7 protein-coding genes and 1 pseudogene are annotated in these 6,749 nt (G+C 46.5%); 4 read left to right on the top strand and 4 right to left on the bottom strand.

Translation table 11 applies throughout. The features are described 5' to 3' along the window. Nucleotides 1-92 precede the first annotated feature (92 nt). Nucleotides 93-271, bottom strand: a pseudogene (locus ACIQU2_RS20570) (helix-turn-helix domain-containing protein); the annotation flags it as partial. 271 nt (nucleotides 272-542) lie between these two features. Beyond that, nucleotides 543-1,469: a hypothetical protein gene (locus ACIQU2_RS20575; protein ID WP_403143638.1), complete on the bottom strand. Its 927-nt coding sequence runs from the start codon at nucleotides 1,467-1,469 to the stop codon at nucleotides 543-545. Between the two features lie 461 nt (nucleotides 1,470-1,930). On the opposite strand from ACIQU2_RS20575, the gene ACIQU2_RS20580 reads away from it, so the two are divergent. Further along, a complete protein-coding gene (locus ACIQU2_RS20580) occupies nucleotides 1,931-3,073 on the top strand; it encodes a hypothetical protein (protein ID WP_403143640.1) in 1,143 nt (380 codons plus the stop codon). A 280-nt stretch (nucleotides 3,074-3,353) separates the two neighbouring features. After that, entirely contained in the window at nucleotides 3,354-4,043 is a 690-nt protein-coding gene (gene queC / locus ACIQU2_RS20585) for a 7-cyano-7-deazaguanine synthase QueC (protein WP_403143650.1), read from the top strand. 46 nt (nucleotides 4,044-4,089) lie between these two features. Here the strand turns inward: queC and ACIQU2_RS20590 are convergent, their stop codons facing one another. Continuing rightward, the gene (locus ACIQU2_RS20590; RefSeq protein ID WP_403143642.1) at nucleotides 4,090-4,968 is read right to left on the bottom strand and encodes a queuosine precursor transporter; all 879 of its coding nucleotides are present in this window, start codon (nucleotides 4,966-4,968) and stop codon (nucleotides 4,090-4,092) included. Further along, nucleotides 4,958-5,554: a helix-turn-helix transcriptional regulator gene (locus ACIQU2_RS20595; protein ID WP_403143643.1), complete on the bottom strand. Its 597-nt coding sequence runs from the start codon at nucleotides 5,552-5,554 to the stop codon at nucleotides 4,958-4,960. Before ACIQU2_RS20595 ends, ACIQU2_RS20590 begins: the two co-directional genes overlap by 11 nt. Before the next feature lie 396 nt (nucleotides 5,555-5,950). Between ACIQU2_RS20595 and ACIQU2_RS20600 the strand changes: the two genes are divergently transcribed. Both ACIQU2_RS20600 and ACIQU2_RS20605 read left to right on the top strand, forming a co-directional pair. Next, the gene (locus ACIQU2_RS20600) at nucleotides 5,951-6,337 is read left to right on the top strand and encodes a DUF6124 family protein (protein WP_403143645.1); all 387 of its coding nucleotides are present in this window, start codon (nucleotides 5,951-5,953) and stop codon (nucleotides 6,335-6,337) included. 33 nt (nucleotides 6,338-6,370) lie between these two features. Next, on the top strand, nucleotides 6,371-6,637 hold the full coding sequence (locus tag ACIQU2_RS20605; RefSeq protein ID WP_403143647.1) for a hypothetical protein: 267 nt from the start codon (nucleotides 6,371-6,373) through the stop codon (nucleotides 6,635-6,637). Nucleotides 6,638-6,749: the final 112 nt, after the last annotated feature.

Consider the following 6,749-nt stretch of genomic DNA (forward strand, 5'->3'; position numbering starts at 1 on the left):
CGGATCTTTATTACGTGTGTAATATTACGTAGGTAATATTTGGTGGCAATTAATTTCTGGTGCCGGTCGTCAGGTGGTTGTTTGAACCGGGCACCCGGAGTGATGCCGGTCATGTCCTTGAAGAAGGCGATGAACGCGATTCACTGGCAAACCCCAGGTCGAAGGCGCTGTAGCCAAAGTTCCGCCCGGTCGCGAGTAGTTCGATGGCGCGCATCAGTCGCCATTGCTGATAACTCATGCCGGTTTCACGCTGGAAAACTCGCCCGATGGTTCCGTTGCGTCAACGGCCAGCCATACGAGCGTTTCGCCAATCTCTTTTTGAAGCTGAATGTCGGTTCAAAAGTCGGAGCTGTTTGTCCTGTTTATCGAGTGCATTCGCTAGCACTGACATCAAAAAATAGCAGCCGCGACAGCTCCTACTGGGGGATCAGTTCCATGTAGAAACTGTCGCAGGCGTCTTTGCGACAGGTGCTGTGGAACAGGCGTATTAACCAATCGCGGTCCGATTGCTCTGTGACATCAGTAAGTAGTTACTAACGGAACTACTCGTGTATTGGGCTTACGCTCACGGCTGGGCTAAGGAAGTCTATGTGATAGCCGGAAGATCCATCACCAATAGCTAAATGAACCCCACTGATACCTTCATTCATCTGTGAGTTGATCTTGTAATCAATACTTGGCGCGATAGCCTCGTTTACCCCGATAGCGAACTCGGTTAGCTTAAGTCCGCGAGAACCAGCAGCAAGATCCAAAAGTTTTATATGTTCCTCGTTTTTTACTTTCAGTGAGGTGATGATATTGTCTTCAACTGATAAGAGTGCCCCTTCCTCCGATATGCGATCACTCAGCCATTTTAGTGAGGTTTTTAATCCTTCTGGCAATATCGGGTTAGGTTTTCTCAGTACTGTCAGTATTCCTGCGATTTTCAAGGTTCCTCTAAAAGAAAACGGACAAGGTTCTTGTGGATTTATATGTGCATAGTGAACTTCAAAAAATTCTGCCACGGACTGAACAAAGTCGTGTTCTATGTCTTCGGCAAGTAGTGCGTATGGCTGTGCGTGGGGGAAAATAGTGACCTGCGCATCATCTTCATTACCAGAAAGGAAAAAGGATTCATTTGAATTTAGCATGTTCAACACGGATCGCTGTGTGCATAAGGCATGTTCAAAATTGCTGCTCAGCAAGAGCTTTAGGCTGTAGAGTGCACTAGCTAAGGAAGGCTCGAACACTTGTGTTGCGCAAAAAATACTTTTTTTAGTTTTTGTGTTTTTTGCGATATCAAACGTCAATTTTGCCGCGTCGTTGCTAAAGGAAAAAATAATACTATTTCTTGGTAGTTTCTCAATCTCAGAAATATTTGCCGTATTGAAACCTTGATGCGCACATTCTCTGAGGAAGTCTTTTGAGTCCGAAATTATTGATAACTCCCCCTGACCAAAGAGCGTCGATTTCATTTTTGATGTTGGCATAAATCGTCCTCTTCTTTTCAATGAGCGGTAAGAGAGTTCTTGCCGCTCATTGGTGTTATTTACTCTCCAGTGTGAGCCCACGCCAGAGGTGCCCACCCAAAATTATCCGGGCCAGAAGTGATTCGGTTGAGTTTTTCTTTGACGATAATTTTCTTTTTCATCTGATCTTCCTTTTTCATTTTGTTGGTTTGTGCTCCCTGAAGTGTTTGGGAGTGGAGTAATTAATACAGGGTTTTTTGATGTGTTAAATGATTTGTTTGGGGGTTTTTAGAATTAATTTGACTGTTGTGGCTCTCGTAAAGCTCTATAGGTTATTTGTGTAGGGCGTGTCTGTAATCATGTTCTGAAAATTTAATATTTTCTTTTTTTTGGTTGTGGCTGATGGCCTGATGTAGTTAGGTTTGTTTATGAGGTTTGTTTTTTGAAGGCTAAATGTTCAACTGTTAAAAGAGGGTTAAATAGTGCATGCATCAAAGAAATACCTGACAGATACGTCTGTCCATCAAGCCCTGCTACTGGTTGATCTTACCGAGGCGAGCGCTCCCGATCACGCCGTCCGACTATTGTTAAATGAAGTTCTTCAGGGGCTTGCTGAAAAAGGCTGGCCCCAAGCGCAACTTCAGACCGGACCGCGAATTGTGTCCGCTGAAGAAAATTACGGTTTGCTGGGTTATGACCCAGCAGAAGTCACTCTTGGGAGTGAACACACCCGTTGGGTCGATGAGTGTTCCCTTTTGCGTACACAAACCACCAGTCAAATTCCGGCGGCACTTCAGCGTGCAGCTCATGTGCGGCAACCGGGGGAGACGATATTGCTGGCCGCGCCAGGTATCACTTTTCGTCGAGATAGTAGGGATCGTTGGCATTGCGCAGAACCACATCAAATGGATATCTGGGTGCTAGGTGATCCGGAACTGTCGACGCATGACCACTTGTTGCGTCTCGTCAGCGATATCCTCAAATCAGCCGTTCCTGACAAGCGTTGGGTCTACAGCGATAGTCCACATCACTACACGGAGGGCGGAATAGAAGTGAATGTGGTGAATGACGGCTCTCCGGTCGAGGTGCTGGAGTGCGGTCGTATTGCTACGTCTTTGTTAGAGCGCTTGAAGATTGATCCGCAGCGTCATGGAGGGCTGGCGCTCGGGATGGGGTTGGATCGACTGACCATGCTGCGCAAGGGAATTCCGGATATTCGCTTGCTACGTGATCAGAACGTACGAGTACAGGCGCAGATGCATGATTTGAATCCCTGGAGCGCTGTATCACGTTTGCCTTCGATTGCTCGTGATATTTCGTTGGCGGTAACGCCAGGGTTAAGTGAGGAAGTGTTGACCGAGAGGATGTTACAAGCTGCTGGCGACAACTCTGACTGGATCGAGGAGATGCAGGTCAAGGGACGTTGGGGATTCTCGGATTTACCTGTGCAGGCAATTGAACGCCTCGGACTGCTGCCGGGCCAGGAAAATGTGCTTCTGCGCGTTGTACTGCGTGATTGTTCGCGATCAATCACTACCCACGAGGCGAACGCCTTGTATGCGAACATTCAGTCGGCGTTACATGAAGGTGCGCCGGGGGCGGGTTACAGAATGGATCTTCCATAGGCTTGAAACCGCCATTGTCGAATTGCCTAAGTAATCACTGAGACACCGTGTAATCGTTCATCGCGAGCAAGCTCGCTCCCACAGGGACCGCGTAACTGCCGTTTGAAGCGGGTCATCAGTGATGACTGGTTGGAAAATCCCTCGGGAGTCCAGCATGGAAATGACACAAACGGAAACCGGAGACGGTCATTTCGGAAACCTCCCACACCCAGAGTTTGAGCATCCCGGTAGGGTCAACGGCCCCGGCACCCTGCCGGGACACCCCAAGGAAGAACGAACCATGACCAGAAAGGCCGTTATCGTTTTCAGCGGTGGACAAGACTCAACCACTTGCTTGATCCATGCATTGCCGATGTACGATGAAATTCATTGCATTACGTTTGATTATGGCCAGCGCCATCGTGCGGAAATCGAAGTGGCGCAACAGCTTTCAAAACAGCTTGGCGTGAAGGTGCACAAAGTATTGGACACTTCATTGTTAAGCGAACTGGCCATTAGCAGTTTGACGCGCGACCACATTCCAGTTGCAAGGAGTACGGGGGACGGTGTGCCTGATACGTTCGTGCCTGGCAGGAATATTCTATTTTTAACGTTGGCTTCTATTTATGCCTATCAAGTAGGCGCTGAAGCTGTCATCACAGGTGTTTGTGAAACTGAGAGCTCTGGTTACCCGGATTGTGGTGATGAGTTTGTTAAGGTGTTGAACAGCGCCATTCACTTGGGCATGGACTATAAAATACGAATCGAGACGCCACTTATGCGGCTTAATAAAGCTGAGACTTGGGCATTGGCTGATTATCATGAGCAGCTGGATTTGGTTCGGTACCACACGTTGACTTGCTACAACGGAATAATTGGAAGCGGGTGCGCCGACTGTGATGCGTGTGCTCTTCGTGCGAAAGGATTGAGTGAGTTTTTGGAAGGCCGAGAAGAGGTTTTAAATAGTCTGAAAATCAAACTAAAACTATAGAAGCAATTTGCTGCAGGTAGGGAGCGTTAATGGCTGCCCCCTATCGTTATGCCACTTGGGCTGCACCTACGTAGCGTTTAAATAATGATCTTGCTCCGTAGGCAGGAAAAACATTAAATACAGCAAAGCACATTTTAATAGCTATTTGGGCGTAAACCATATTTAGTATGTCGCTGTTCTGCATTGTGCCATAAAACGCAATAAAGCAAAAAAGAATGCTATCTATTATTACTGCGAAGAAAGTGCTGAAAAATACGCGTAAAAATAGAAATCTGGAATTTGTGAGCTCCTTTATTTTACAAAGTAAGTAAGAGTTTACGTATTCCGAGAAAAGGAACGAAACTGATGATGCTACTAGAACTGATGATACGTGAGTGACGATTTCTGTATACGGCACATCAAGTTTCCATCCGGGTAATCCAGGGAGGTAAATGACTGCGTTCATCAGTAAAACGATTAGAGCGTTACTCGAAAAAGCAAATAGCAGGGCTCTCCTTGCCAGTCTAAGTCCGTAAGTCTCGTTCAACAAATCAACGACTAAAAATGTGAGAGGATAAAGAAAAACAGCAGGAGGTATGACAAGATCAAACCATTGCAAATAGATAAGTTTAGTCGCGGCAATATTTGTGGAGATGTAAAGTGAAAGCAGAAGTACATTTAGAGTTACATAGATCATCCAGGATCGTTCATGGCGATCATGCATTTCGTAGGTGGTTGGCGCGGTTCCCCCAGAATAATATTTCCGGTATATGTCCTTGATTTCCAGCTTGCTTAGGTTGTCTATTATTTCGCTTTTTAATACCTCGCCTATCTTTATTTTTATAATTTTTCCTGTGGAGATAACCATAATAATGACTAGGTTTTTATTTTTTTCAAATCCCAACAATTTGTATTTGCTGTTTTCGACTTCGTTGTTAATTACCATTGAATCTTTCCTCGATCACTGTTCCAATAATGTAGCTAGTGTCAGTGTCAAAGCCGTCACTGATAATACGTAGTTTTTTTGTTGTTTTATCGTATGCCAGTTTTTCTCCAGCGCCACTTGACGGGCCCTTCTTAACTATCAAAATATCTCCTGGTTCGTTCATTCCACTAATTTCATTCTCCAGAAGAACGCCTATTAAGTTGCAGGCTGTGCCGAAGCAATATGTCAGCGGATGCGTGATGGCTAACTCACCAATTCTTTTGTCCAGACTTTCGATCAACAGGCACTCTTTGATAACCGGGACTGCTGCAGGATTCATATTCCCTTGTGGTGAGATACTACTCTCTATTGTTTCTTTCTCTTCAAAATCTATTGTCTCTATCTCTTTATAAGACACACCAAAAAAATCCGATATTTTTCGAATGGTAGATTGTTGTACATGGACAACCCTTCCTTCCAAAATGTTATAGATGGTCGTTCTGGTCAATCCGCTAGCATTGCACAAGGAAAGTCGAGTCTCTCCACGGCTCTTTATCAGGTACTTGATGTTGTTTTTTAATTTTTCCGTTCTGTCTTTCTTGTGCATTAAATATTTACCATTTGCTTGTCGTTGCAATAGATCGCACGTAGGGAGGTGATTCGCTTTGAGTGCAGCATCCTACACGCCTGCACCCTAGACAAAAAAGATAATTTTTCACACGGGTTAAACAACTGTGGAATATTTTCTATTGCCGCGATGGAGTTCTGACATTGAATGTAAGACGCTGCCTACTCAGGCTATAGAAGTTTCTTACAGTAACTAGGAAGAGCCAAAAAACATTAATCTGGCGAGAATCATTTAATTACACAGATGTTCATTTATTTGATTAATTAAATGGAATTTTCTGGTAATAAATCTACCGGTCCGCCCTGTATAGCCGTCACCCAATCCTGGTTGAGGGCAAGAGACGGACGCTTTCTTACCCTTGCAAGGAGCTCTGTTATGAAAAAGATCACCTCAATCGCAACCGAATCGTCAGGCCTTCCAGCCGACGACACCGTCGATTCATCCCGTCCCGCCAAAGTCACCGAACAACTCGTCAGCGTGCCCCTGCGTACTCACACACGTCCCGCGTCTGCCAGCTATTTCTTCGCCGTCGTTCCGGATGTCGACACGGAATCCCTGCTCTGTCACGCCTCTGAAACCCTCGCCTCCCTCAGTGTCATGGCCACCGATCTCGCCCGTGAACTGGAAGGCCCTCGTCGCCATGTCATTGTGGGTATTCAGCAGCTGTCCGCGCTGGGCGAATTGCTGGTCAATCGAGTGCTGGACAACCTGGAACCGCCCCGGGGATCGTCTGAAGATCGTCCAACTGCCAACGCTGAATAATCGTGTGCCTTTACCCAATGGAGGTTTTTCATCATGGATCGATACATGCCTATCACTGGCATCGACTGCAACGTCCCATCATTGCTGATCGACACTGAAGCACCACTGGACGTGTTGCATAAAACCGCGGCCTACCGCATTCGTACCGCAACGCAGCTGCTGGAGAACATTGCGTTTGGCGAAGGTGTCCACAGTGAGCTGGCGCGGGTGTTGGTGACTTCACTGCGCGATGGCTGTGATTTGATGGATGTCGTCGGACGACGATTGCAGGGGCAGGTTTCAGTACAGGAAAACATGTAGTGCCGATCAATTAAGCGGTAACACGATCTGTAATTGGATGGACTCGCCCAAGCCGAGGCGTCAATGCGCCACGGTGGCAGTCTAATCAGCCAACGACAGCGAGGGCGAGTCC

It is taken from the genome of Pseudomonas sp. NPDC098740 (genome assembly GCF_044760065.1).
GTDB classification, from domain to species: Bacteria; Pseudomonadota; Gammaproteobacteria; order Pseudomonadales; family Pseudomonadaceae; genus Aquipseudomonas; species Aquipseudomonas rossensis.